The following is a 24,582-nucleotide window of genomic DNA, read 5'->3' as shown; positions in this document are numbered from 1 at the left end:
TGCAGCAGCAAAGAAAGTGACTGCCGCCCCGCACAGGGGCAGTGCTAATAGACCACCGCGAATACGGGATCCAGCAAAAAAGCCCCCACCCATACATCGATCAAAAAAGCCTCAACAACCCATCGAGCCCAACGAAGTTGAACGCGACACTTGCCGACTGCCTCACAACGGGCTTCGCCCTAAACGCCACCGACAACCCCGCTTCGGCCATCATCTTGAGATCGTTCGAACCATCGCCCATCGCGATGGCCCGCTTCGGCTCGATGCCGATCTTCGCGCACGTGTCGATCAGCGTGCGGGCTTTCTCATCCGCGTTCACGATGTCGCCGACGACCTTCCCAGTCAGCTTGCCATCGACGATTTCGAGCGTGTTCGCGCGCGTGTAATCGAGCCCGAGGCGCGTCTTCAGACGCTCGGTGAAGAACGTGAACCCGCCCGACACGAGCAGCGTCTTAAGACCCGCGGCGCGCGCGCCTTCGAGCATGCGTTCCGCGCCCGGTGAAAGCCTGAGCCGTTCCTCGTAGACACGCTCCAGCGCGCCCGCGTCGAGGCCCTTCAGCAGCGCGACGCGCCGCGTGAGGCTCTCGTTGAAATCCTTGATCTCGCCGCGCATCGACGCTTCCGTGATCGCCGCGACCTCGGCCTTCAGTCCGCAGAAATCGGCGATCTCGTCGATGCATTCGATCGTGATGAGCGTCGAGTCCATATCCATCGCGACAAGGCCGAAATCGGCGAGCTTCGCGGTCGGATCGATGTAAGCGTAATCGAGCGCATGCGCGCCGCAGTAGGCGTCGATATCCGGACGCTGGAGCGGATCGGCGCCGATCAGGCGCAGCAGCGTGTCGTCGGCGCGTTGCGTCTCTCGCGAACGCGCGAGCGCCGCGAGCGGCCGCAGATGTGAATCGGAGATGGGGCTGGGACTTTGAATGACGAGGTTCATCGGCGGGCAAACGCATGAAGGCGGAAACCGCCATTGTAAAGAACCTTCAGCGCTGCACGCGCGCAGGATCGACGTCCCAGTAAGGCGGCTCGCCGAACTGCGCCGCAAGAAAGTCGATGAACGCGAGCGTCTTCGGCGGCACGAACGCGCGGCTCGGATACACGGCCCAGATCGCCACCGTCTGCGCGAGCGGGTAATCGTCGAGCAGGGTGACGAGCTCGCCGCTCGCGATCAGGGGCGCTACGCTCCACGTCGATTTGAGCCCGATGCCGACGCCCGCCGCGAGCGCGTCGCGGATCACTTCGCCGTTGTCCGTCACGAGCCGCCCCGACACGCGCACATCGATCACGCCGGTCGGCGTCACGAAACTCCAGTCGCGCTGATCGGCGAGTATCACGCATTCGTGCCCGGCGAGATCGGCCGGATGACGCGGCGTGCCGTGCGCGGCGAGATACGCGGGCGATGCGCACAGCACGCGCCGGTTGCTCGCGAGTTTTTTCGCGACGAGCGTCGAATCCTTCAGCGCGCCGATGCGGATCGCGAGGTCGATGCCTTCATCGATGAGATCGACGATCTGGTCGGTCATGCGCAGATCGACGCTCACGCCGGGATACGCGCGCAAAAACGCGGGAATCAGCGGCGAGATGTGCTGGCGGCCGAGCGACGAGGGCATCGTCACGCGCAGGCGGCCGTGCGGATGCTCGCGCGCCTGCCCGACCGAGGCACGCGCGGCGTCGGCGGCGTCGAGCAGCTCGCGCGCATGCGCCGCGAAGATTTCACCTTCCTGCGTGATGGAGACGCGCCGCGTCGTGCGATGCAAAAGCCGCGCGCCGAGCATGCGTTCCAGCCCGGCGATGCGCGCGCTCGCCACCGCCGGCGACAACCCGAACTCACGCGCCGCCGCCGACAGGTTCGCCAGCGCCGCCGCACGCATGAACAGGCCGACGTCGAGCAGATCGAGCCGCTCGCGTGTTGCGCCGTCCGTCAGGGGATCACTCGCCATTCGATGGATTTCCCGAAAAATGTTTCATCGATTATGACCGTTTTCGAGATGGCGATCGCGCACTAAGATCGAAGCAAATCCACTTCACGGAGCACACACATGAAAGCCATCGGCCTGACGCGCTACCTTCCCATTTCCAACCCCGAATCGCTCGTCGATATCGAGCTCGACACGCCCGTGCCGACGGGCCGCGACCTGCTCGTGAAAATCGAGGCGATCGCGGTCAATCCCGTCGACACGAAAGTGCGCGCGCCGAAGGACAAGGTCGAAGCAGCGCCGCGCGTGCTCGGCTGGGATGCGGCGGGCGTCGTGGAGGCGGTCGGTCCCGAGGTCACGCTGTTCAAGGCGGGCGACCCGGTCTACTATGCGGGCGACATCACGCGCCAGGGCGCGAACAGCGAGTTCCATCTGATCGACGAGCGCATCGTCGGCGCGAAGCCCAAGTCGCTCGATTTCACCTGCGCCGCCGCGCTGCCGCTCACGACCATCACCGCGTGGGAAGCGCTCTTCGACCGGCTGCGCGTGTCGGCGGAAGGCAAGGACGCGGGCAGGTCGGTGCTGATCATCGGCGGGGCGGGCGGAGTCGGCTCGATCGGCATCCAGCTCGCCAAGCGCGTCGCGAAGCTTCAGGTGATCGCCACGGCCTCGCGGCCCGAATCGGCGAAATGGGCGGAGGATCTCGGCGCGGATCACATCGTCGATCACTTCGGGGACATCCCGAAGCAGATGAAGGATATCGGCTTCCCGCAAGTCGATTACGTGCTGATCTTCAATGACACCGACAAGCATTTCCCCGCCGCCGCCGAAGTCATCAAGCCGCAAGGCGCGATCGCGACAATCGTCGAGAACGCGAAGCCGCTGCCGGTCGAATTGCTGAAATCGAAGAGCGCGGCGTTTCACTGGGAGTTCATGTTCACGCGCGCGATGTTCAAGACGCCCGATATGATCGAGCAGCACAAGCTGCTTTCCGAAGTGGCGCGGCTGATCGACGCAGGTACGATTCGCACGACGCTCGGACGCGATCTCGGCAGGATCGACGCCGCGAATCTGCGCGAGGCGCATCGGCTGCTGGAAGAAGGGCGCACGGTCGGCAAGCTCGTGCTGACCGGCTTCTGAGCGCGCGTTGACGAACGTCATCGACAGTGCCGCGCACGCGGGTTTTCCACTAGGATGAGCCGCCATGCGGGGCGCTAGACTGAAACCGCCCTACAGCACGCTGGCGCTTCGCGGCGCCGGCCTTCCTCAGCGCTCGATACGGAGGTGGCGGCATGAATCGTCGTTCGGTCGTTCGTCGCATCGTTTCCGTCGCCGCGCTCGCAATGTTCGCGGCGACCGCCCACGCGACGCCAGGCATCAAGGTTCTCTCCGAAGCGCCCAATGACGGTCCCATCAAGTACACGGTGAAGATGGCATCGAAGAGTTTCGGCAACGAGCAGGAAACGCGCACCATCCGTTCCGGCCAGACCGATGACTTCACCTGGCAGGGCTCGGCGCCGAGCGGCGCGCAGGCGGTTCCGGATGCTTGCCCGCAGGCGGCGTCGGTGCCGAAGAGCGCGGACGGGCAGGCGGTGCGGCAGGTGCAGATCCGCTTCGCGCCGGTCGTCGCGGATAACGGTTCCGCGAACGTGCAGATCAGTTTTCGCGCCTACGCGCCGAAGGGCACGAGCAAGGTGAACGTGGGCGGCAAGACCGTGCAATGTCCGGTCGATAATCGCTTCAGCCAGATCGTGCGTTTTTCGATGCCGACGTCCACAGGCTCCAAGAAAACCGTCACGCTCGACGACGGCACGCAGTTGACCGTCACGGCGAACCGCAAATAATCATCGCTGTCCGACGCGCCGATTTCCGATCGGCGCGTTTTTTAAAAGCGCTATCCGCAACTAACGGTCTTTATTTTCAACCGTCCCAGATTTCCCTCGCGCGTTCATCGTCAGTAAAGCTTACAGATACGCACGGAGCATCGCTTCGCGCGTAAACGCAATCCTTCATATGCTGCGCGGATCGGCGCCTGGACGCCTCTTGGCACGCTTCGTGCGATTCCATTCGATACCGCGCTGATTGCCGGCGCGAAAACCGCCTCGGCACACGCGCCGGGCGTATCCATCGACTCGATCCGACAGCGAAGGTGCCGCGATGCCGCACATGATCTGGAAAGGCGCGATCAGCTTCGGGCTGGTCCACGTGCCCGTGCAACTCTATCCGGCGACGCAGTCGGAGAAGGTTGGCTTCAACCTGCTCGACAAGCGCTCGATGGATCCGATCGGCTACAAGCAGATCAACAAGAACACGGGCAAGGAAGTCACGCGCGACAACATCGTGCGCGGCTTCGAATACGAGAAGGGCAAATACGTCGTAATGACCGACGCCGAAATCCGCGCGGCCAATCCCGAATCGACGCAGACGGTCGACATTCTCGCTTTCGTCGACGCGCCCGACATCTCGTTCCTCTCGCTCGATACGCCGTACTATCTCGCGCCCGATCGCAAGGGCGAGAAAGTCTACGCGCTTCTGCGAGACGCGTTGAAGGACACCGGCAAGGTCGGCATCGCGAGCGTCGTGCTGCACAACAAGCAGCATCTGGCGGCGCTGATTCCAGTCGGCCCCGCGCTCGCGCTCAACACGCTGCGCTGGGGCGACGAAGTGCGCGACTTCAGCGAGTTCAAGTTCCCCGACGAAGACACCAAGAAGGCCGGCGTCACGCCGAAGGAACTGGAAATGGCGAAGCGTCTCATCGACGACATGAGCGACTCGTGGGATCCGGCCAAGTATCACGACACCTTCAAGGACGACATCATGGCGCTCGTCGACAAGAAGGTGAAGGAAGGCAAGGTCGCCGAAGTCATGAAGGTCGAGGAGGGCGGCGAGCAAAAGGCATCCGCCGAAATTCTCGATCTGTCGGAATTGCTCAAGCGCAGTCTGAAGAAGGGCGCTCCGGCGAAACGCGGCAGCAAGGCCGCGCCATCCGACGACGATACCAGCGAGGAAACGGCGCGCCCGGCACGCAAGACGACGCGTCGCAAACGCGCGTGAGCACGCATAGACGGCGATAGACGACGATGGCAGACAAACTCGAAACCTATCAGCGCAAGCGTACCTTCGACAAGACGCCCGAGCCTTCCGGCGCCGCGAAGCGAAGTGCGCGCGCAAGGAAGTCCGCGGATCACGCGTTGTCGTTCGTGATCCAGGAACACGACGCGCGCCGTCTGCATTACGACTTCCGTCTCGAACTCGACGGCACGCTCAAATCGTGGGCGGTGCCGAAAGGACCGAGCCTCGATCCTTCGGTCAAGCGGCTCGCGGTGCATGTCGAAGATCATCCGCTCGACTACGGCTCGTTCGAAGGCGATATTCCCGAGGGCAACTACGGCGCGGGCAGCGTCATCGTGTGGGATCGCGGGACGTGGGCGCCGCAGTCGGGCACTGTCGAGGAGGCCGCGCGCGAGTACGAGAAAGGCAAGCTCAAGTTCGTACTCGACGGCGAAAAGCTGCACGGCGGCTGGACGCTCGTGAAGAGCCACATGCGCGGCAGCGGCGACAAGGAGCAGTGGCTGCTCATCAAAGAACGCGACGACGAAGCGCGTCCCGAAGCCGAATACGACATTTTGCTGAAGAAGCCGGGCAGCGTGATGTCGACATCGCTCGGTGCGCGCGACAAAAGCGGCGCGGTACGCGAGCGCACCGAACGCAAGGCCGTCGCGAAGAAAGCGCCGGCGCGGAAACCGGCCGGCAAGAAAGCGAACGGACACGCGCATCCGGATATCGTCGCGAATCGCAGCGCGGAGTCGTTGCGCACGTTGTCGCACGAACCGGCGATCGAAGGCGCGGTAAAGGCGAAGCTGCCCGCGACCTTCAAGCCGCAACTCGCAACGCTCGTCGATGCCGCGCCGCCCGGAAATGATTGGGCCTACGAAATAAAATTCGACGGCTATCGCGTGCTCGCGCGCATCGAAACCATCAAAGGCAAGCACGAGATTCTGATCTATACGCGCAACGGCAACGACTGGACCGCGAAGTTTTCGAAGCAGGTGAAGGCGCTCGAACGGCTCGATATCGAAAGCGGCTGGCTCGACGGCGAAGCCGTGGTGCTCGACGATCGCGGCCTTCCTGATTTTCAGGCGCTGCAAAACGCGTTCGATGTAGGACGCCCGCAGGACATCGTCGTGTATTTCTTCGACGTGCCTTATCTGAACGGCTACGACTTGCGCAACGTGCCGCTCGTGCAGCGCCGCGCGATCCTGAAGGCGCTCATCGAGCCGATAGACGATCCCGTTCTGCGCTATTCGCAGGACTTCGCCTTTCACGCCGACGATCTCCTGAAAAGCGCGTGCGACATGGCGCTCGAAGGGATCATCGGCAAGCGGATCGACAGCACGTATGTGTCGGGGCGCAGCACCTCGTGGATCAAGCTCAAGTGCCGTCGCCGGCAGGAGTTCGTGATCGGCGGCTATTCGGAGCCGTCGGGCAGCCGCGGGCAGTTCGGCGCGCTCCTGCTCGGCGTGTACGACACGCACGGCAAACTGCAGTACGCGGGACGCGTGGGCAGCGGCTTCGATCACGCGACGCTCATCGCGGTGAAGAAGGAGCTCGACAAGCGCGAAGTGAAGCGCATGCCGTTCGCCAGCGAGCCGCAGGAACGCAGCCGTACGCCCGTGCATTGGGTGAAGCCCGAACTCGTGGCCGAATGCAATTTTGCGGAATGGACCAAGGAGCGCATCGTGCGACAAGCCTCGTTCGTCAGTCTGCGCGACGATAAACCCGCGCGTCAGATCGTGAAGGAAGTGCCGGCATCGGCGAAGAAAGTGGCGTCGAAGAAAGCGCCTGCAAAGAAAACGGCTACCAAAGCCAAAGCGGGTTCGGCGGAAATCGAAGGCGTGAAGATCAGCCATCCGGATCGCGTGATCGACAAATCCACCGGCTTCACCAAGATCGATGTCGTCGAGTATTACGCGTCCGTCGCCGACTGGATGCTGCCGAATCTGAAGGATCGCCCGGTGTCGCTCGTGCGCGCGCCCGAAGATATCGGCGGCGAACTGTTCTTTCAGAAGCACAGCGCGAAGCTCGCGATTCCGCATATCACGCAGCATCCCGAAATCGATCCGGGGCATCCGCCGCTGCTCACGATCGAATCGTCGCAAGCGCTCGTCGGCACCGCGCAGATGGGCACGATCGAGCTGCATACGTGGAACGCGGTGGCATCGAACATCGAGAAGCCGGATCGCATGGTGTTCGATCTCGATCCGGGCGAAGGCGTCGGCTGGGAACGCATGATCGAGGCCGCGAAGCTGACGAAGGATCTGCTCGCCGAACTCGGCCTCACGTCGTTCTGCAAGACGAGCGGCGGCAAGGGCTTTCATGTGGTCGTGCCGCTCGCGAAGCAGGCCGGCTGGGACGACATGAAGGACTTCTCGCAGGCGGTCGCGCAGCACATGGCGAGCGCGCTGCCCAAGCTCTTCTCCGCGAAGATGGGCATGCAGAACCGCAAGGGGAAGATCTTCATCGACTATCTGCGCAACAACCGCGGGTCGAGCACCGTGGCGGCGTTTTCGCTGCGCGCGCGGCCGGGGCTCGGCGCATCGATGCCGCTCTCGTGGGACGAACTCGATGATGTGAAAAGCGGCGATCAATGGAACATCGGCAACGTGCGCGAGCGGCTCGATGCGTTGAAAGGCGATCCGTGGGCGGGCTATGACAAGGCGCGTCAACGACTTACGGCCGAGATGAAGAAGCGGCTCGGCATGAACGGCTCACGCAAGTGAGCGTTCACACAGGGAGACGAAGATGAAGCAGACGAACACAACACCCGCGAGCGCGCCCGATCGCGGACGCGAGATGGCGAGCAAGGATCGCGCGACCCAAACGCATGACGATGCATCGAACGCGCCGCTGCCTCACGAGGCGGATCAGAGCGTCGAATCGCAGCATGAACATGAGCCGCGCGATGTCGGCATGCAGGCGCATGAGGACATCGAACGCGGTCTGGTCGATACGGATCGACGGGGCGGCGACGATTATCAACGCGATACGCAGCGCGACGAACACGCAAACGTGAACAGCGATGAAGGGCGCTCGGCCAAGCGGTGAACCGAACGGTGAAAAGCCTTCGCGAATGGCACCGCACGGGCCGCTTGCGTAGAATGAACCGTTGATCATGAGCGGGTCTGGAAGCTATCGTTTGCCGCGTTTTTTCTACCGATGCACGCAATAGATGGGACGCGCGAACGGTAAGCCCTTCCGATGCTTGCATCCTTTGCCCCGCCATGCGGACCGAAGCCAACTTAACGGAACATGCCACACGACCTTCTGTCCCGTCTGAAGAACGAAACCGCCGCGTGTCATGCGCGGCTCGAGAATGCGCTCGACCTGATGCGTGACGATCTGCAGGGCGACGAATACATCGCGCTGCTCGAACGATTCTATGGCTATGTCGCGCCGTGGGAAGATGCGACCGCGGCGTGCATGCCGGCATCGCTCGCAGACTTCTTCGATACGCGCCGCAAGGCGCAGCTTCTCGCCGCCGACCTCGTCGCGCTGACGGGCGAGACCCAGCGCAGCGCTTCAGTACAACACGCCGATTCGCACGACGATCTGCCGCGCATGCATAACATCGGCGATGCATTCGGCTCGATGTACGTGATGGAAGGCAGCACGCTCGGCGGGCGCTTCATCGCGCCTCACGTCGCCGAACGGCTCGATCTCGCACCGGGCCGCGGCAATGCGTATTTCGAAGGCTACGGCCCGCGTACTGGCAGCATGTGGAATGCGTTTCGCGAGACCGCGGCGGCCAGCGTACCCGAAAGCCAGTACGACGATGCGGTGAAAGCCGCCATCGCGACCTTCGATAGTCTGCATGCGTGGCTATGCCCCGAAGCGGACGATGTGCAGCAGCGTCTGCAGCCGGCGGCGGGAGCGGCCTGATGAACGAGTCCGCAAGCGAACCGCCCATCGCGAAGGCTTCGCACGAAGCATCGCAAGGACCGCCGGATGCCGAGGCGCGTCGTCGCACGCTCAGTTCGGGCGTCGCGGGCAAGGACTGCGATGCCGAGCCGATTCATATTCCCGGCGGCATCCAGCCGCATGGATTTCTGCTCGTGCTCGCCGACGATCTGCGCATCGTGCAGGCAAGCGAAAACCTTGCGTCGCTGACAGGCGAGGACGTCGATGCATTGCTCGGCGCGCCGCTCGATACTGTGATCGGCGCGGCGGGCGCGCAACGCATCGCGCAGGCGGCCGTCACGTCCGCGCTCGACGATGCGCCGCTCTACATCGGTCCGATCGACGTGACCGCTGCGTCTTCCGACAATCCGCTGCGCTTCGATGTGACGATGCATCGTCATGAGGGCGCGCTCATCGTCGAGATGGAAGCCGCCGCGGCCAGTGGCGATGCCTTCGCATCGATGTATCCGCTCGTGCGTACGTTCGCGCGCGGCCTTCAGGACGCGGGGAACGTGCAGGCGCTCGCCGAGCTCGCGGTGCGCGAAGTGCGCGCGATCACGGGCTTCGGCCGCGTGATGCTCTACAGCTTCGACGAGGAAGGCCGCAGCCATGTGCTCGCGGAAGATCGCGAGGAGAGTTACCCGTCGTTCCTGCATCAGTTCTTCCCTGCATCGGACATTCCGCGCCAGGCGCGCGCGTTGTATCTGAAGCACCGCATCCGCCTCGTCGCCGACGTGAACTACACGCCCGCGCGGCTCGTGCCGGGCGTGAACCCGGCCACGGGCCGTCCCACCGATCTCACCTACGCGACGCTGCGCAGTTTCTCGCCGGTGCATCTGGAGTACATGCGCAACATGGGCACGCATGCGTCGATGTCGGTGTCGATCGTCGTGCGCGGGCAGTTGTGGGGACTCGTCTCGTGTCACGATCACGACGCGCGCATCGTGCCGTTCAATACGCGCGTCGCGGTCGAGCATCTCGGTCACATGCTGTCGTTGCAGATCGAAGCGAAGGAAGAGCGCGCCGAAGGCGAGTATCTGGCCGCGCTGCGTCGCACGATGGGCCGTCTGATCTCCGCGATGGGCGAGCATGAGAACTTCGTCGCGGGCTTGCAGGCGGTGCCGACGGACGTGTTGAGCTTCGCGCGCTCGGCAGGCGCGGCGATCGTCTTCGACGACCAGATCACGCTGCTCGGCTCGACGCCCGACGAGGACACCGTGCGCGCGCTCACGCACTGGCTCGCGGAGAACACGTCCGGCGTATGGGCGACGGATTCGCTCGCGCGCGAATGGGCGCCGGCGAAGGGACACGAAGACCACGCGTGCGGCGTGCTCGCGGTGCCGGTCTCGCAGATCTTTCGCAACTATCTGCTGTGGTTCAGACCGGAAGTGATGCAGACCATCAAGTGGGCGGGCGAGCCGGTCAAGATAGAAGGCGCCGATGGCGCGAGCGCGCCGCGCACGAACTTTTCGCCGTGGCTCGAAACGGTGCGCGGCCAGTCCGCGATGTGGCGTCAGGGCGAACTCGAAATCGCCGGCGAATTGCGCGGCGCGTTGCTGAACATCGTGCTGCGCCGCGCGGAAGAACGCGCCGAGCTCGCGACCGAGCTCGCGCGCGCGAACAAGGAGCTGGAAGCGTTTTCGTACTCGGTGTCGCACGACCTGCGCGCGCCGCTGCGTCATATCGCGGGTTACGGCGATCTGCTGCGCGAGCAGGAAGGCGAACGCATGTCGGACAAGAGCCGGCGCTTTCTGAACAACATGCTGGATTCGGCGCGCTTCGCGGGCACGCTCGTCGACGATCTCCTGACGTTCTCGCAGATGGGCCGAGCGGCGCTCAGACCCGCGCCGGCCGATCTCGGGCAGCTCGTGCGCGGCGTCGTCCAGGAGTTCGAGGCGGAAAGCGCGGGAAGGCGCATCGAATGGGTCATCGGCGAGCTGCCGCGCGTCATCGGCGACGCGGCTTTCCTGCAGCTTGCACTGCGCAACCTGATTTCGAACGCGGTGAAATATACGCGGACGCGGGAATCGGCGAAAATCGAGATATTCGCGAGCCGGGACGGCGATGAATACGTGATCGGCGTGCGCGACAACGGCGTCGGCTTCGACATGAAGTACGGCGCGAAGCTGTTCGGCGTGTTCCAGCGGCTGCATCGCGCGGAAGAATTCGAAGGCACGGGCATCGGGCTCGCCAACGTGAGGCGCATCGTCGAGCGTCACGAAGGACGCACATGGGCCGAAGGCCGGCTGGGAAAGGGCGCGGTATTCTATTTCTCGCTGCCGGTCGAATTCCGCAATGCGAATGGAACGCAGGGCGCGCCAGCTACAAAGTCAAGAAAAGACCATGCTTAAACCGATTTTGCTCGTTGAAGACAATCCAAACGACCTCGAGCTCACACTCGTCGCGCTCGACAAGAGTCAGCTCGCGAACGAAGTGATCGTCGCGCGCGATGGCCAGGAAGCCATCGACTATCTCACCTGCGAAGGCGAGTGGAAGGAGCGCGCGCCCGGCAATCCGGCCGTGATCCTGCTCGACCTGAAGCTGCCGAAGATCGACGGTCTCGAAGTGCTCGACATGATCCGCTCGAATGCATCGTTGAAGAGCGTGCCGGTCGTCATGCTGACCTCCTCGCGCGAAGAACAGGATCTCATACGCAGCTACGAGCTCGGCGTGAACGCGTACGTCGTCAAGCCCGTGGAGTTCGCCGAATTCGTCGAGGCGATCGGCGATCTCGGCGTATTCTGGGCCGTGCTCAACGAGCCGCCGCCCGGCTCCACGCGCTTCCGGCGGCCGACGTCCACTCAATGACCGCAGCGCTCATGTTCGCGAACCCGCCCCGTCCGATGGGCCCGCAAGCGTCCTTTGAAGAGGACGTCTAGATCATGCAGCCTCTGCATCTGCTTCTCGTCGAAGACAACGCACTCGATGCGGAGCTGACGATCGCCCAGCTTGAGCGCGCGGACTACGCGGTCGACGCATCGATCGTGTACGACTCCGCGGCCTTTATCGGCGAGCTCGACAAGAAGCGCTTCGATGTCATCCTCGCCGATTTCGTGATGCCCACGTTTTCCGGCATCGAGGCGCTCACGATCGCGAGCGAGCGCTCGCCGGACACGCCGTTCATCTTCGTGTCGGGTTTGCTCGGCGAAGAACATGCGGTGGATATGCTCAAGCGCGGCGCGACCGATTACGTTCTGAAGCAGCGCCTGCAACGTCTGCCCGCGGTCGTGCGCCGGGCGATGCGCGAGAGCGCGGAGCGCGCGCAACGCATCGCGGTCGAGCGTGCGCTGCGCGAGACGGAAACGCATTTTCGCCTGCTCATCGATGCGCTCAAGGACTACGCCGTCATCACGCTCGATCCCGAAGGGCGCATCCGCACGTGGAACGCGGCCTCCGAGCGCATTCTCGGCTTTCCCGCGCAGGACGTGCTCGGCCAGTCCGCGAGCATCTTCTATGCGCAGGAAGATCGCGAAGCGGGCGTGTTCGAGGCCGAGCTGGAGACGGCGCGGCGCGAAGGCAGCGCGAGCGACGACCGCTGGCTCTGGCGCAAGGACGGCCATTCGTTCTTCGCGTCGGGCGTGACGACCGCGATCCGCAGCGAGCATGACGAGCTGATCGGCTTCTCGAAGATCGTGCGCGACGCGACCGACGCCCACATGGCCGCCGACGCGCTGCGCCTCGCGAAGGATCAGGCCGAATCCGCGAATCGCGCGAAGGACCATTTTCTGGCGGTGTTGTCGCATGAGCTGCGCACGCCGCTCACGCCGATCCTCGCGGCCGTGCGCTTGCTGGAGATGAAGCATTCGTTGCCGCGCGAGGCCCATCCGACGCTCGATCTCATCCGCCGCAATGTCGAGCTGGAAGCGCGTCTGATCGACGATCTTCTCGATCTCACGAGCATCGCGCGCGGCAAGCTGTCGCTCAATTTCGCGAGCGTCGCGCTCGATACCCTGCTCACGAGCGCGCTCGACATGTCCGAGGCCGATCTGCGCACGAAGGACCTCACGCTCGACACGCGTTTCGATGCGGACCATTTCGTCGTGCTCGGCGACGCGGCCCGTCTGCAGCAGATCGTCTGGAACCTGATGAAGAACGCGGTGAAGTTCACGCCCGCGGGCGGGCGCATCGACGTGCGCACCTGGAACCCGGACCCGGCGACGATCGCGGTTTCGGTGACGGACAGCGGCATCGGCATCAGCGCCGAGGCGCTGCCGCGCATCTTCTCCGCGTTCGAACAGGCCGACGATTCGATCACGCGCTCGTTCGGCGGCCTGGGCCTCGGCCTCGCGATCGCGAGCACGCTGGCGCAGAAGCACGGCGGCACGCTCTCCGCACATAGCGAGGGGCGCGACGCCGGCGCGCGCTTCACGCTCACACTGCCGCTCGCCCGCGTTCAGCCCGCGCACGAGGACGAGCCGGCGGTCGAGGCCGCGCGTCAGGAGCAGGGGCGCGCACTCAGGGTGCTGCTTGTGGAGGACAACGAGCAGACGTCGTCGGCGATGGCCGAGGTGCTCGAAATGCTCGGCCACGAAGTGACGGTCGCGGTGACCGTCGCGGCGGCGCTGGAGCGCGCGAAGAGCGGGCCGTTCGATCTGCTCGTCAGCGATATCGGCCTGCCCGACGGCAGCGGGCTCGACGTCGCTCGCGCATGGCAGACCTTTCAGCCCGACAAGCCATCGGTGGCGATCACGGGCTACGGCATGGACGAGGACATTCGCCGCTGCCGCGAAGCGGGCTTTCGCGATCATCTGACCAAGCCCGTCAATTTCTCGCGGCTCGAAGCGCTGATTCAATCGCTCGCGGAGCAGTCTTCGAAATAGGCTATCTGCGTGCCGGTACACGAAATTTGACGGCGGTGTGGGTAGTCGTGTCGATTGACCGGCTGCCCGTTCGTTGTAGGGTATGAGAGCCGCGCCGAGCCCGGCGCGCCTCGTTCACTACACGGAGCCGATATGTCCACTTCCGCTGTCAAGCCGATCCCCGAAGGCATGCATTCGCTGACCCCGCACCTCGTCTGCGCGGGCGCGGCCGAAGCGATCGAGTTCTACAAGCGCGCGTTCAACGCCGTCGAGCTGGGCCGCATGCCGGGACCGGACGGCAAGCTCATGCATGCAATGGTCAAGATCGGCGATTCGATGCTGATGCTCGTCGATGAATTCCCGCAATTTGGATCGGTCGGTGCGAAGGCGCTGAAGGGCTCGCCGGTCACGATCCACCTGTATGTCGAAGACGCCGACGCCACCGTGAAGCAGGCCGAAAGCGCCGGCGCGAAAGTGACGATGCCCGTCGCCGACATGTTCTGGGGCGATCGCTACGGACGTCTGGAAGACCCGTTCGGCCATCAATGGTCGGTCGCGACGCACACGCGCGACGTCACGCCGGAAGAAATGAAGCAGGCGATGGGACAGCAACCGTGCGCGTGACGCACGATTCCACCAACGGAGATCCGCATATGCACAAGATTTCGCCCTGTCTATGGTTCGAAAGCGCCAATGCCGAAGAGGCCGTGAACTTTTATGTCGACACCTTCAGGAATGCGCGCATCACGGAGATCATGCGTCATACGGAGTCCAGTCCGGGACCGGTCGGCAGCGTGCTCGCCGTCTTGTTCGAACTGGAAGGAGAGGCGTTCCTGGCGCTGAACGGCGGCTCGGAATTCAAGTTCACGCCGGCCATCTCGATGTTCATCAAATGCGATACGCAGGAAGAGATCGACCACTACTGGGACAAGCTGCTGGACGGCGGCCAGCCGCTGGCCTGCGGCTGGCTCACGGATCGCTTCGGCGTGACGTGGCAGATCGCGCCGAGACGCCTGCTCAAGATGCTGCAGGACCCGGACCCGGTGAAGGCCGACCGCACCATGAAAGCGATGCGCGAGATGATCAAGCTCGATCTCCCGACGCTCGAGCGGGCATACAACGGCGAGTGAGTTACGCGGCGCGCTTGCGGGCGTTGCGTTCGATCAGCTTCGACGCCATGAACCGGTGATCGCTCGAAAACAGCCGCCGATACGTCAGCACGACGGCCCCGACCACGCCGAGCCCCGACGCCGCCGCGATCAGAAACATGATGACGATCTGATACCGCACCGCCTGCAACGGCGACTGCCCGGCCAGCACCTGGCCCGTCATCATCCCCGGCAGGCTGACGAGCCCGACCACGGCCATCTGGTTCAGGGTCGGAATCATGCCCGCGCGCACGGCCTGGCGCGCGGGCCCTTGCGCCGCTTCCCAGCGCGACGCGCCGAGCGCGAGCGACATCTCGACCGCCGCGCGTCCCGCGGTCAGTTCCTCCGTCATGCGCTCGATGCCGAGCGACACGCCCGTCAGCGTGTTGCCGAGAATCATGCCGAGAATCGGGATGGCGTATTGCGGCTCGTACCACGGATGAATCCGGATCACGACGAACAGCCCGAACGCGCCGATCAGCCACGAACTGCCCCAGATCGACACGATGCTGTCCGCGCGCTGTCCCGCGTAGGTCCGCCGTCCGCGGCCTGAGGCGGCGAAGCCGGCGATGATCGTCATCAGCGCCATCAGCGGCAGCACCACATACCAGCGGCTGAACGCGAACACCCAGCCGAGCACATAGCCGATCAGCAGCAGTTGCACGACGGTCCGCACCGCGGCGATGAGCAGTCTGCGTTCGAGCCCGAGGTCGAGCGCGACCGACAGCGCGCCATTGACGACGATCAGCGCCGCCGCCAGGCCGATATCGAAGAGACTGAGGTTCTGATAGTCGCTCATCGCGTATCGCCTCCGAGCACGCCCGCGTTCATCGTCAGATGACGCGTGGCGACGCGCCGCGCCTGTTCCAGATCATGCGACACCCAGATGCACGCGCGCTCCGCGTTTGCGTCGAACCAGGCGGAAACGAGTGCTTCGATCGAGCGCGCCGAAGCCGGATCGAGCGATGCGGTCGGCTCGTCGAGGAGCAGCACGTCGGGCGCAAGTTGCAGCACGCGCACGAGCGCCGCGATCTGCGCCTCGCCGCCGGAGAGGTCGCTCGCGAGCTTGTCGAGGAAATCCGGGGCGCGGCCGGCAGCCAGCGCGAGCCGCATCGCCGTGTCGCGATCGAACTGCGCGTCCCGATAGGTTTTCAGCGTGAACGGATAAAGCAGATTGTCTTCGACAGTGCCATCGAGCATCGCGGGCCGCTGCGCGATATAGGCGACGCGCCGCCGGTAAGCCGGTATGCGCGAACGCGCGATGCGCTCGCCGCGCCACGTGACATGACCGGCATCGCACGCATCGAGCAGCGCGAGCGTGCGCAGGAAAACGCTCTTGCCCGAGCCCGATGGCCCGGTGATCGCCGCGCGTTGACCCGCGTAGAGCGTGAAGTCCGTGGGATGCAGAAGCACCGTGCCGCGCACGGCGTCGCGGCGCACGACGCCATGCGCGGCGACGAGCTCGATCGAAGGCGAAGGCGAAAGGGCGGGCGATGTCGCGTCGGGCATCGTTTTTATGTGGGGTCTCGTTCTTCGAGCGGACATCTTACGGACATTCGGCGGTTTGCGGCGACAACGCGCGCGATTCGCGCGGGCACACTATGTGCTGCCGCACTCATAATCAGAAAAAACGGATGGAGCCGTCATGCCGCAGGCCAGAACGACCGGAAAAATCGGAAGGATCGTCGCATGGTTTTTTGCCGTTCTGGCGGTTCTGATCGCAATACTGGTGGTCATATTCCTGACCTTCGACTGGAACCGTCTGCGACCCTGGATGGATGACAAAGTGTCCGAAGCGATCGGCCGCCGCTTCGAAATCACGGGGGATCTGAAAGTCGGCTGGCGTCGTCCGCCCAACGAGACGGGCTGGAAACGCTGGGTGCCGTGGCCGCGCTTCTCCGCTGAAAAAATCACCATCGCGAATCCGGACTGGACGCGTCAGAAGTTCTTCGCAACGCTCGACGAAATCGACTTTCAGGTGGCCGTGCTGCCGCTGCTCGCGCACGACATCGTGGTGCCGACGATCAATCTCGTGAATCCGTCGATCGATATCGAGCGGCTCAAGGACAACCGCAACAACTGGACGTTCAAGTTCAAGCAGTCCACCGAACCGTCCACCTGGAATCTCAAGCTCGGCGATATCTCCCTCGCGAAGGGCACCGTCGACGTGCGCGATGAGGTCACCAAGGCCGAGATGCACGTCGTCATCGATACGCTCGGGCAGCCCGTGCCGATCGGCGATGTGATGAAGCAGCAGGAAGCGGCATCCGCGAAGTCGTCGTCGGAGATGGTCGGCAAGAGCGGCGCGGCGAAGCTCAACAAACAGGCCGATGCGGCCGCGGCATCGGAAGCGTCGGCGGCGTCTGCCGCGTCCGCTGCCGCCGCGGCGAATGCGTCCGCGCCGAATCCGGCGAGCACGTCGGCGAATACGAGCATCACGACCAAGCAAGGCCCGAAGCCGCCGATTCCGCCATACGCGTTCGGCTGGACCGTCAAGGGCACCTACAACGGCGGCAAGGTCTCCGGCGACGGCAAGCTGGGCGGCGTGCTCGCGGTGCAGGACGCGACGCGCCCGTTCCCGGTTCAGGCCGACGTGCGCCTGGGCGACACGCATATCGCGTTCGTCGGCACCGTGACCGATCCCGCGCATCTCGCCGCGCTCGATCTGCGGCTGTGGATTCAGGCCGTGAGCATGGCGCATCTCTATCCGTTCACCGGCGTGACCCTGCCTGAGACGCCGCCTTTCGCGACCGAAGGGCGCCTGACCGGCCAGTTCCGCGAAGACGGCAACGTGTTCCACTACGAGAACTTCACCGGGCGCGTGGGCGGCAGCGACATCAACGGATCGCTCGTTTATGCGGGCAAGAAGCCGCGGCCGCTGCTGCAGGGCGAACTCGTGTCGCATCTGTTGCAGTTCAAGGACCTCGCGCCGATCATCGGCGCCGATTCGAACGCGAGCAAGGCCAAGCGCGGCGAGACGGAAAAGCAGCCGACGTCTAAGGCGCTGCCGACCGAGGAGTTCAAGACCGATCGCTGGAAGGCCATCGACGCCGACGTGAAATTCACCGGCGAGCGCATCATCAAGGACCCGGATCTGCCGATCACGAACCTGTACACGCATGTCCTGATGACGAACGGCGTGCTCTCGTTCGAGCCGCTCAAGTTCGGCGTGGCGGGCGGCTCGCTTGCATCGAACATTCATCTCGACGGCAGCACCACGCCGCTGAAGGGCCGCGTGTCGGCGCAGGCGCGGCATCTGAAGCTCAAGCAGCTTTTCCCGACCGTGAAGACGATGCAGTCCGCGCTCGGCGAAGTCAACGGCGACGCCGCGCTCTCGGCCACGGGCAACTCGCCCGCGGCGCTGGCGGCGACATCGAACGGCGAAGTGAAGGCGCTCATCACGGAGGGCACCGTGAGCCGCCTGTATATGGAGGCGGCCGGGCTGAACGTGGCGAACGTCGTGTACGAAAAGCTGTTCGGCAAGCGCGACGTGAACATCAACTGCGCGGCGGCGGATTTCGTCGTGACCGACGGCGTGCTCGATTCACGCGTGTTCGCGCTCGATACCGACGACGCGGTCATCAACGTCGATGGCACGATCAATCTCAAGACCGAGGACATGGATCTCGGCATCCATCCCCACACGAAGGGCCTGCGCGTTTTCTCGTTGCGCTCGCCGCTGTATGTGAAGGGCACGTTCAAGGATCCGCATATCGGCGTGAGTCCGGTCCTGGCGTTGCGTGGCGCCGCCGCTGTCGGGTTGGGGCTGATCAATCCGTTCGCGGCGCTGATTCCGCTCATCGCGCCGAGCAACAACAAGCCGCTGCCTTGCCAGCAGATGCTCGCCGACATCGGCCGTCCGCCGAGCGCGCCGCCCGCCGGGCAGAAGCAGCAGGCAAAGGCGGCGCCGGCGTATATGTCGTCGGATGCGGCGGCGAGTGGCGCGGCAAAGGACAAGGGCGCGAAGAAGCCCGCCGCGCCTGCGCCGGCGAGTGCGGCGCAGTATCGGGGGAGTTGATCGACCGCCTCGCGGCTAGAACGCGTACCGCACGCCCGCGAATATGCTGCGGCCTTCGCCCGGATAGAAGATCGCGGTCGATGACGCCGTTTGCGCATTCGCAATGGTGCTGATGTCGCTCACATAACGCTTGTTGGTCAGATTGCGCGCATCGAGAAAGACCGAAAGGCCGTTGCGAAAATCCATCCCCGCCTGCACGCCCAGCAGCGTATAGCCCGGCACGCGCAGCGTGTTGGCGTCGTCGGCCCACGCGCCCGCCGGCACCCAGTCGACCGATGCGGACACATGAAAGCCGTTGGGCCGCGAGTAGCCGAGCACCGCGCGAAGCACATTGACCGGCACGCCCGCGATGCGGTTGTTGCCGTACTGCGGATCGTCCTTGAAGCGGAAGTCGCTCAGGTTCCACAAGCCGGACAGCGTGAGCTTGTCGCCCGCGCCCGCGTGCGTGATGTCGCGCCACACATCGACCGACAAGCCCGCCTCGATCCCCTGGAGCACTGTCTTGTTCGCATTGAACGTCGATGCCGGGATGTCGGGATTCGTCGTGTACTGAAGCAATTGATCGCGCACGAGCGAGCGATACGCGGTGAGGTCCCAGCTCACGCGATCGCGCGTGCCACGCGTGCCGAGTTCGAGCGTCCACGCGTGCTGCGACGTGAGCGGCGTGAAGCGCGTGGTGTTCGCGAAGGTCTGCGTGAGGTCGGTGAAATCCGGCACATCCTGGCTGCGCGTGATGTCGATATACGCCTGAATCTCGCGATTCGGTTGCCACATCACGCCGAGCTTCGGATTCACGCCGCTGAACGTTTCGCTCGCCGACTTGTAGGTCGGATCGGCCGCGAGCCCGCCGTGATCGACGTACTTGCGCACGTCGCGCAACGCCTTGAAGCCGGCCATCAGCGCGACCGTCGGCAGGAAGAACAGCCGGTCTTCGACATACGCCTCGTAGTTGTAAGCGCTTTGCGTCGAGTCGAGCGTCTGCGCGCCTTCGTTGCCCGACACGTTCACATACTGCCGCGCCTGCGTGGTGCCGCCGAAGAAGCGCGCGCCGGCGATGACGTCGTTGCGCATGCCGCCGACGTTGAACGTCGCGGTATAGCGCGGCGCGAAGCCGTAGGTCCAGCCGTCCTGAGCGATGACCTGAAAAATCGGGTGATAGAGACTCTTGTGGATCGCCCAGGTGACGAAGTCGAGCTGGCCGACATCGAGCTTGACCGTCGTCTTGTTGGCGATGCGCTCGGTGCGCGTGTCGCGCGCCTGATCGCCGGCTAGCGCGCTCGCGGATGCCTTCGTCGGGTTGTTGAGCGCATCGGAGAGCGACAGCGTGCCGGGAAGCTGCTGATCGACGACATACGCGCCGAGATAGAAGCGCGTCTCGACGGCCGGCGAGAATCGATAGCCGATATTCGCGTTGAACTGCTCGTACTGGCCGCGCTCGTGATCGCGATAGCCGTCCGCGTGATTCACGGAAAACGTGCCGATGAAATCCAGCGGTCCCATCACGCGCGAGAACTGCGCGCTGCCCCTGACCGTGCCGAAGCTCCCGCCTTCGAGCCGCAGGATGTTGGGCGCATCGGCGGTATAGGCGCTGGGCGTCACGAAGTCGATCGCGCCGCCCATCATCGACGATCCGTACGCGAGGCCGTTGCCGCCCTTGTAGACATCGACGGATTGCAGTGCGAGCGGATCGATCTGGTAGTAGTCGCCGCTGCCGTCGGCGAGATTGGTCGGGATGCCGTCCTGGAGGATCTCCAGGCCGCGCGTGTGGTAGCCGCGCGCGAGCCCCGAGCCGCGAATGGACACGCGCAGCTCCTGCCCGTAGCGGTTCTGCACGAACACGCCGGGCACGTTCTTGAGGACGTCGCGCAGCGTGAAGGCATAGGTGTTCTGGTAGTCGGCGCTATCGACGAAGCCTACGGAGCCGACCGTCTGATCGAGCGTCCGCTTCTCGTCGGCGACGTTTTGCGATGTCAGCGAATGTTGCGCCTGTCCCTGCACGATCACGGCGGGAAGCGTCGTGGGCTCGCCGGTTTCCGTGGTCTGTGCGAATGCGCGTGTGGCGAACATCGCGGTCATGCCGGTCACGAAGATGCTTCGTCGGGCGGAACGCTTCATGATTGCGTCCCCGCGATGTCGTGCGATCGGGACGCGCCATCGACGCGCGGATGTACGGACGGCCTGACGCCGCCCCTCGCTGAAAGAGTGAGCATGGTTCTTCTTGAATTCGTGATGAAGGAGCGCGGCGCGATGTTATGGACGCGCGACGCCGTTCGATGCCGCGATGGCATCGATCCGTTTTGACGAAGTCAGATGAGAACCGGTGGAGCGCGTGGTTGCGCTGTGGTGAACGCGGGAGCGGGACGCTCGTCGCCAATCCGCGCGACGACGACTATGCGGCGCGCCGGGACGTCGAGCGTCGCGGATGCGCGTGCGCTCGAGATTGCCGGCGCATGCGCGAAGAAATGGCAGTAGCCGCAGGCGTGATCGTCGAGATGCGCGAGCGCGTCTGGATCGTGATGGCCGGCAGAAAGCTCGACCGTGGAAGCGGACGCATGCGCCGAACAGAGCTCGGCGCTCAGGTCGCCGGCATGCGCGTTGGCCGCGAGCAGTTGCGAGACCATCGGCGCGAACGTGATCAGCAGCATTGCGAGCAATGCCAGCAGTGAACCCGTTCGTTGATGGACGCGACCGCGCATGAGGGTGAAGGTTTGTTCAGATCCCGAGTGCGGGGATTATGCCATCGGGTTACTTTGTATTACAAAGCAAAACGGACAGAAATTCCTGGGATCAGACGGCGGGCATGTCGAAAGCAGGTTGTCCCCACGAACTGGGGAGCACCCTGTTGAAAAGGCGCTCAAAAGTCTGCTAAATGACTGATGCCCAAGGAAAAGTCGCGTGCGCCTCGTGGCGCATCAATGCGCGTCGGGCCTTGCATAACTTATCCCCAGCGCAAGGGGAAAGGGCTGTGGAAAACCGCTTGGCGACTCATCTAGTTTCTTGATTTCGCGCTGAAATCCCCGAGCGACGCGGATCGCGCCACTTTTTCGCGCTCGCGAGGCGCATCGGTCCGATGCCTGACTTATCCACATTTTCTGTGGATAGCAGTGTTGAAAAGGCGCGCGTATCGATGTTAAGTGTTTGATGAACCACGTTTTGTACGACCTGACCGAACGCGCGCACGCACCGGCGCGCATCGTTCGCGCGCCGCGACGGGATCAGATGGAAATGCCTGGCCCGCCGTTGCTGCCCAGCAGTTGCTCGACGGAATTCGCGTCCGTGTAATCCTGCTCGGGCAGCCCGTCGAACACCGTGATGACGTCGTTGGATACGCCCGCTTCCCGCGCAGCATCGACGATCGCGTCCTTGTTGGCGGGATACTTCACGAGGCGCAGCACCTGGGCGATTTCGTCGTCGATCGGCTCGTCGTTCAAGGCGTGTTTTGCGTGCGTGTCGGTCATTCCGAGGTCCAGGGTCGAGTCGGTGGAGAGGAGGGCGCTCAGGTCTGCACCTGAATGGGCTGGCTCGCCATGCCGTGATTCGGCGTTCGGGACTTCGGCAGCGGCACGTGTCGCCAGCGCGCATGGTCGAGGTCCTGCGACGAAATTTCGGGCGCGGGCGGCGCAACGGGCGCGGCGTTCATACGCAGCGCGGCGCGCGTCGCGGTGATAGTGGCGGTCGATTCGTCGGTCGAACTCGTATGCAGCGGCGCGGCATAGCACGAGACCGAAACCAGGGCCATCGACAACAACGTTGAGGTCTTCATCGGGCAACCCCTCCTCACGTAAGCAGCGAAAGGCACCAAGCAAAGCCTATGCCGATGGGCCTTTGCACCGCTCGCCATGCACGCGGTCCGTTCGGACGATGCGCACACGGGCGCGACGAGTGGGCGTCGCGCGGACATACTTCGAGTGAATTGTGAAGTCGGTCCGACTCGCGCGAAACACGCGCGCACGCGTCGTTGCGCGCCGCGAAATTGCACGGCTGCGCAGTTTCAGCGCGACGTCGGGTTCAAACGGAAGTATGCGTCCAGAAGGGAGGTTTTGTACACGACGCCGAGCAGCAGCGGCTGCGTCTTTTTCTCGATCACCGGAAGGCGCTCGCCCTGAAACGCGAGGAAGTGCTGGAGCGCTTCGCCGAGCGACATGTCGGGCGTGAGCACGTCGAATTGCGGCTGAAGATAGTCGGCGGCGGTCTTGGTTTTGGTGTCGTGCTCGTCGAGGAGATCGGAGGTGATGTCCTTCAGCGCGACCACGCCGCGAAAGCGCTCGGCTTCATCGACCACGTACAGATACTTCACCGGATATTCGAGGAACACGCGCGTCATGTCCTTGATGTTCGCGGTGAGCGGCACGACGGTGTCCGCGGGCTTGACGAGCTCGCGCATCTGCGTCGCGGCGAGGCGCACGCGCTCTTTCTCCTCACGATTGCGGCGCAGCGTGACTTCGTACATCGACGTCTGCTCGGACGTGCGCGCGATGAAGTAGGCGATCACGCACGACACCATGAGCGGCAACATGACCTGATACGAGAGCGTCATCTCGAAGATCATCAGGATCGCCATCAGCGGCGCGTGCGTGGCGGCGGCGAGGAACGCGCCCATGCCGACCATCGCGTAGGCGAAGGGTGCGGACGTCGAGTCCGGCCAGATCGTGTGCACGCCGATGCCGTACAGGCACCCGAGCACCGCGCCCACGAAGAGCGTCGGCGTAAAGATACCGCCGACCGCGCCCGAGCCGGCGGTTGCCGCCGTCGCGATGAGCTTGAAGACGAGCACGGTGAGAAGCGCAGTCCACGTCCACGGCTCGTGCAGGAGCGAGTTCACGACCTCGTAACCGTTGCCCCAGACTTCGGGCCACCAGATCGAAATCACGCCGACGATCAGGCCGCCGAGCGCGAGGCGCAGGGGCAACGGCAAGGGCAGCGTCGAGAAGCGCTTCCTCGACGCCGCGAGCAGTCTCAGGAAATGCGGCGCGAGCACGCCCGACAGCAGCCCGAGCACGACGAAGAGCAGCACTTCGACGCCCGTGACGGTCGGGAACACCGGCATCTCGTACGGCGGGCGATAACCCGCGAACTCGCGCATCGTGATATTGGCGACGACCGACGAGACGACGATCGGTCCGAAGCTTTCCATCGCCATCGAGCCGAGCACGAGTTCGGTGACGAAGAACGCGCCGGCGATGGGCGCGTTGTACGCCGACGTGATGCCGGCCGCCGCGCCGCACGCGACGAGCAGACGCAGGCGCGGCGGATCGAAGTGGACCCAGCGCCCGATCAGCGACGACGAGAGCGCGGCGAGCTGCACCATCGAGCCTTCCCGGCCGATGGAACCGCCGCTCGAAATCGTGATGAGCGAGGAGAGGCTGCGCCAGAGACTCTGCCAGACGGGCACGACGCCATCGCCGATGGTGACGGCTTCCATGTAGTCCGTGCTCGCGTTCTTGCTGGCGTGCCTGCGCGCGATCAGCAGACAGACACCCGCGATGAGCCCGCCCACGGCCGGCAGCAGGACGCGAACGGGCCAGGGCAGAACATGCGCGAGCGCGACGAGCCCTTCCGATGGATTGCCCAGAAGACGTTGCAGGACCTGAATGCCTTCACGAAAGACGGACGTCGCGAAGGCGCCCGCCACGCCGACGACGACCGCCCAGACGAGCATCGTATGCGAGTCCGACAGACGGAAGAGGCGTTGAGCGCGTGTCCGGAGCTTGAGCAGGAATGAGAGCACTTTTACGAAATCG

21 protein-coding genes are annotated in these 24,582 nt (G+C 64.2%); 12 read left to right on the top strand and 9 right to left on the bottom strand.

What is annotated here, in order from left to right:
* Window positions 1–100 precede the first annotated feature (100 nt).
* Together serB and PQR08_RS33480 are read right to left on the bottom strand one after the other, a co-directional pair.
* On the bottom strand, window positions 101–940 hold the full coding sequence (gene serB / locus PQR08_RS33485; RefSeq protein WP_250483678.1) for a phosphoserine phosphatase SerB: 840 nt from the start codon (window positions 938–940) through the stop codon (window positions 101–103).
* A 46-nt stretch (window positions 941–986) separates the two neighbouring features.
* Complete coding sequence (locus tag PQR08_RS33480; protein ID WP_250483677.1) at window positions 987–1,943, bottom strand: LysR family transcriptional regulator; 957 nt, start codon at window positions 1,941–1,943, stop codon at window positions 987–989.
* Window positions 1,944–2,042: 99 nt separating this feature from the next.
* Between PQR08_RS33480 and PQR08_RS33475 the strand changes: the two genes are divergently transcribed.
* The 11 genes from PQR08_RS33475 (at window position 2,043) to PQR08_RS33425 (ending at window position 14,805) form a co-directional block, all read left to right on the top strand.
* A complete protein-coding gene (locus PQR08_RS33475) occupies window positions 2,043–3,059 on the top strand; it encodes a zinc-binding alcohol dehydrogenase family protein (protein WP_250483676.1) in 1,017 nt (338 codons plus the stop codon).
* Between the two features lie 152 nt (window positions 3,060–3,211).
* Window positions 3,212–3,763: a DUF6013 family protein gene (locus tag PQR08_RS33470; protein WP_187604637.1), complete on the top strand. Its 552-nt coding sequence runs from the start codon at window positions 3,212–3,214 to the stop codon at window positions 3,761–3,763.
* A gap of 313 nt (window positions 3,764–4,076) precedes the next feature.
* Window positions 4,077–4,973: a non-homologous end joining protein Ku gene (gene ku, locus PQR08_RS33465; RefSeq protein ID WP_187604638.1), complete on the top strand. Its 897-nt coding sequence runs from the start codon at window positions 4,077–4,079 to the stop codon at window positions 4,971–4,973.
* Window positions 4,974–4,999: 26 nt separating this feature from the next.
* A complete protein-coding gene (ligD, locus tag PQR08_RS33460) occupies window positions 5,000–7,699 on the top strand; it encodes a DNA ligase D (RefSeq protein ID WP_408163766.1) in 2,700 nt (899 codons plus the stop codon).
* Window positions 7,700–7,772: 73 nt separating this feature from the next.
* A complete protein-coding gene (locus PQR08_RS33455) occupies window positions 7,773–8,024 on the top strand; it encodes a hypothetical protein (protein ID WP_238214424.1) in 252 nt (83 codons plus the stop codon).
* A 204-nt stretch (window positions 8,025–8,228) separates the two neighbouring features.
* Window positions 8,229–8,858, top strand: a complete 630-nt coding sequence (locus tag PQR08_RS33450) for a biliverdin-producing heme oxygenase (protein ID WP_250483674.1) — start codon at window positions 8,229–8,231, stop codon at window positions 8,856–8,858.
* Window positions 8,858–11,227 carry an ATP-binding protein gene (locus PQR08_RS33445; RefSeq protein ID WP_250483673.1) on the top strand — a complete coding sequence of 790 codons (2,370 nt, stop codon included), beginning with the start codon at window positions 8,858–8,860 and terminating at the stop codon, window positions 11,225–11,227. Before PQR08_RS33450 ends, PQR08_RS33445 begins: the two co-directional genes overlap by 1 nt.
* On the top strand, window positions 11,220–11,684 hold the full coding sequence (locus PQR08_RS33440) for a response regulator (RefSeq protein ID WP_035507806.1): 465 nt from the start codon (window positions 11,220–11,222) through the stop codon (window positions 11,682–11,684). Before PQR08_RS33445 ends, PQR08_RS33440 begins: the two co-directional genes overlap by 8 nt.
* A gap of 74 nt (window positions 11,685–11,758) precedes the next feature.
* Window positions 11,759–13,696, top strand: coding sequence for a hybrid sensor histidine kinase/response regulator (locus tag PQR08_RS33435; protein ID WP_187604643.1), 1,938 nt, complete (start codon window positions 11,759–11,761; stop codon window positions 13,694–13,696).
* A gap of 132 nt (window positions 13,697–13,828) precedes the next feature.
* The gene (locus PQR08_RS33430) at window positions 13,829–14,299 is read left to right on the top strand and encodes a VOC family protein (protein ID WP_035507810.1); all 471 of its coding nucleotides are present in this window, start codon (window positions 13,829–13,831) and stop codon (window positions 14,297–14,299) included.
* 29 nt (window positions 14,300–14,328) lie between these two features.
* Window positions 14,329–14,805, top strand: a complete 477-nt coding sequence (locus PQR08_RS33425; protein ID WP_250483672.1) for a VOC family protein — start codon at window positions 14,329–14,331, stop codon at window positions 14,803–14,805.
* Window position 14,806: 1 nt separating this feature from the next.
* Here the strand turns inward: PQR08_RS33425 and PQR08_RS33420 are convergent, their stop codons facing one another.
* A complete protein-coding gene (locus PQR08_RS33420) occupies window positions 14,807–15,622 on the bottom strand; it encodes an ABC transporter permease (protein WP_250483671.1) in 816 nt (271 codons plus the stop codon).
* Window positions 15,619–16,332 carry an ABC transporter ATP-binding protein gene (locus tag PQR08_RS33415; RefSeq protein WP_250483670.1) on the bottom strand — a complete coding sequence of 238 codons (714 nt, stop codon included), beginning with the start codon at window positions 16,330–16,332 and terminating at the stop codon, window positions 15,619–15,621. The genes PQR08_RS33420 and PQR08_RS33415 overlap by 4 nt, the downstream gene beginning before the upstream one ends.
* 136 nt (window positions 16,333–16,468) lie before the next feature.
* Between PQR08_RS33415 and PQR08_RS33410 the strand changes: the two genes are divergently transcribed.
* On the top strand, window positions 16,469–18,841 hold the full coding sequence (locus PQR08_RS33410; protein ID WP_250483669.1) for an AsmA family protein: 2,373 nt from the start codon (window positions 16,469–16,471) through the stop codon (window positions 18,839–18,841).
* 15 nt (window positions 18,842–18,856) lie between these two features.
* Here PQR08_RS33410 and PQR08_RS33405 read toward each other — a convergent pair whose 3' ends face one another.
* The 5 genes from PQR08_RS33405 to PQR08_RS33385 all read right to left on the bottom strand — a co-directional run bounded on the left by PQR08_RS33405 (window position 18,857) and on the right by PQR08_RS33385 (window position 24,569).
* Window positions 18,857–20,956, bottom strand: a complete 2,100-nt coding sequence (locus PQR08_RS33405; RefSeq protein WP_250483668.1) for a TonB-dependent receptor family protein — start codon at window positions 20,954–20,956, stop codon at window positions 18,857–18,859.
* A 191-nt stretch (window positions 20,957–21,147) separates the two neighbouring features.
* Complete coding sequence (locus tag PQR08_RS33400) at window positions 21,148–21,537, bottom strand: DUF2946 domain-containing protein (RefSeq protein WP_284508950.1); 390 nt, start codon at window positions 21,535–21,537, stop codon at window positions 21,148–21,150.
* Window positions 21,538–22,056: 519 nt separating this feature from the next.
* Window positions 22,057–22,299: a DUF2795 domain-containing protein gene (locus PQR08_RS33395; RefSeq protein ID WP_035507820.1), complete on the bottom strand. Its 243-nt coding sequence runs from the start codon at window positions 22,297–22,299 to the stop codon at window positions 22,057–22,059.
* 38 nt (window positions 22,300–22,337) lie between these two features.
* Window positions 22,338–22,604 carry a hypothetical protein gene (locus PQR08_RS33390; RefSeq protein ID WP_035507822.1) on the bottom strand — a complete coding sequence of 89 codons (267 nt, stop codon included), beginning with the start codon at window positions 22,602–22,604 and terminating at the stop codon, window positions 22,338–22,340.
* A gap of 228 nt (window positions 22,605–22,832) precedes the next feature.
* Window positions 22,833–24,569: a ClcB-like voltage-gated chloride channel protein gene (locus tag PQR08_RS33385; protein WP_035507824.1), complete on the bottom strand. Its 1,737-nt coding sequence runs from the start codon at window positions 24,567–24,569 to the stop codon at window positions 22,833–22,835.
* Window positions 24,570–24,582 lie beyond the last annotated feature (13 nt).

The sequence above is a fragment of the Caballeronia jiangsuensis genome (genome assembly GCF_046030135.1).
GTDB lineage: Bacteria > Pseudomonadota > Gammaproteobacteria > Burkholderiales > Burkholderiaceae > Caballeronia > Caballeronia jiangsuensis.
This window is presented reverse-complemented; position numbering and strand designations above follow the sequence as displayed.

Bases quoted from the DNA above. Each gene is read 5' to 3' on its own strand.
- PQR08_RS33420 (WP_250483671.1), bottom strand. From the start codon at position 15,622: ATGAGCGACTATCAGAACCTCAGTCTCTTCGATATCGGCCTGGCGGCG.
- PQR08_RS33395 (WP_035507820.1), bottom strand. From the start codon at position 22,299: ATGACCGACACGCACGCAAAACACGCCTTGAACGACGAGCCGATCGAC.
- PQR08_RS33405 (WP_250483668.1), bottom strand. From the start codon at position 20,956: ATGAAGCGTTCCGCCCGACGAAGCATCTTCGTGACCGGCATGACCGCG.
- PQR08_RS33410 (WP_250483669.1), top strand. From the start codon at position 16,469: ATGCCGCAGGCCAGAACGACCGGAAAAATCGGAAGGATCGTCGCATGG.
- PQR08_RS33445 (WP_250483673.1), top strand. From the start codon at position 8,858: ATGAACGAGTCCGCAAGCGAACCGCCCATCGCGAAGGCTTCGCACGAA.
- PQR08_RS33475 (WP_250483676.1), top strand. From the start codon at position 2,043: ATGAAAGCCATCGGCCTGACGCGCTACCTTCCCATTTCCAACCCCGAA.
- PQR08_RS33480 (WP_250483677.1), bottom strand. From the start codon at position 1,943: ATGGCGAGTGATCCCCTGACGGACGGCGCAACACGCGAGCGGCTCGAT.
- ku (WP_187604638.1), top strand. From the start codon at position 4,077: ATGCCGCACATGATCTGGAAAGGCGCGATCAGCTTCGGGCTGGTCCAC.
- PQR08_RS33400 (WP_284508950.1), bottom strand. From the start codon at position 21,537: ATGCGCGGTCGCGTCCATCAACGAACGGGTTCACTGCTGGCATTGCTC.
- PQR08_RS33450 (WP_250483674.1), top strand. From the start codon at position 8,229: ATGCCACACGACCTTCTGTCCCGTCTGAAGAACGAAACCGCCGCGTGT.
- serB (WP_250483678.1), bottom strand. From the start codon at position 940: ATGAACCTCGTCATTCAAAGTCCCAGCCCCATCTCCGATTCACATCTG.
- PQR08_RS33430 (WP_035507810.1), top strand. From the start codon at position 13,829: ATGTCCACTTCCGCTGTCAAGCCGATCCCCGAAGGCATGCATTCGCTG.
- PQR08_RS33440 (WP_035507806.1), top strand. From the start codon at position 11,220: ATGCTTAAACCGATTTTGCTCGTTGAAGACAATCCAAACGACCTCGAG.
- ligD (WP_408163766.1), top strand. From the start codon at position 5,000: ATGGCAGACAAACTCGAAACCTATCAGCGCAAGCGTACCTTCGACAAG.
- PQR08_RS33470 (WP_187604637.1), top strand. From the start codon at position 3,212: ATGAATCGTCGTTCGGTCGTTCGTCGCATCGTTTCCGTCGCCGCGCTC.
- PQR08_RS33455 (WP_238214424.1), top strand. From the start codon at position 7,773: ATGGCGAGCAAGGATCGCGCGACCCAAACGCATGACGATGCATCGAAC.
- PQR08_RS33425 (WP_250483672.1), top strand. From the start codon at position 14,329: ATGCACAAGATTTCGCCCTGTCTATGGTTCGAAAGCGCCAATGCCGAA.
- PQR08_RS33435 (WP_187604643.1), top strand. From the start codon at position 11,759: ATGCAGCCTCTGCATCTGCTTCTCGTCGAAGACAACGCACTCGATGCG.
- PQR08_RS33415 (WP_250483670.1), bottom strand. From the start codon at position 16,332: ATGCCCGACGCGACATCGCCCGCCCTTTCGCCTTCGCCTTCGATCGAG.
- PQR08_RS33390 (WP_035507822.1), bottom strand. From the start codon at position 22,604: ATGAAGACCTCAACGTTGTTGTCGATGGCCCTGGTTTCGGTCTCGTGC.